The organism is Actinoallomurus acaciae, assembly GCF_042429965.1.
Taxonomy (GTDB): Bacteria; Actinomycetota; Actinomycetes; order Streptosporangiales; family Streptosporangiaceae; genus Actinoallomurus; species Actinoallomurus acaciae.
The window spans coordinates 1-624 of sequence record NZ_JBHLZP010001262.1; the positions used below are offsets into that span (position 1 = coordinate 1).

Annotated in this window: 1 protein-coding gene; it reads left to right on the forward strand. The window is 56.9% G+C overall.

Features of this window, described 5'->3' with window-relative positions:
- On the forward strand, nt 1-520 hold a 520-nt coding region (locus tag ACFFNX_RS52600; protein ID WP_214229650.1), incomplete at its 5' end, for a FecCD family ABC transporter permease.
- Nucleotides 521-624: the final 104 nt, after the last annotated feature.

Here is a 624-nt window from a genome sequence, read left to right on the forward strand (position 1 = left end):
GCTGGTGTCCATTATGCAGTTTGTCGCCGATGAAGATACTTTGCAGGGCCTGGTGTTCTGGACGATGGGCAGCCTGGCTCGCGCATCATGGGAGAAACTGGCGGTGCTGGCGGCGGCGATGGCGATTGTTTTACCCTGGTCGCTGCGTCGTGCCTGGCAGCTTACCGCGCTACGCCTCGGCGAAGAGCGGGCGATGAGTTTTGGCATTGATGTTCGCCGTTTGCGCCTGGGTTCCCTGCTGCGCATCAGCCTGCTGGCGGCCCTTTCGGTTGCGTTTGTGGGGCCAATTGGCTTTATTGGCCTGGTTGCACCGCATATTTCTCGCCTGTTGCTGGGAGAAGATCATCGCTTTTATTTGCCCGGAAGCATCCTTATCGGTGGGCTGGTGCTATCGCTGGCCTCGGTAGCGTCGAAGAACATCATTCCCGGTGTCATTTTACCGGTAGGAATTGTTACCTCGCTGGTAGGCGTTCCGTTCTTTCTGAGCATTGTAATGCGTCATCGAGGGAGTATGTCATGAGCGGGCTTACGATTAATGCGCTGTGCGCCGGTTACGGCAAACGGCGGATTATTGAGCATCTGTCGATTTCTACGCTGCCGCGCGGCGAAGTCACTGTACTGCTG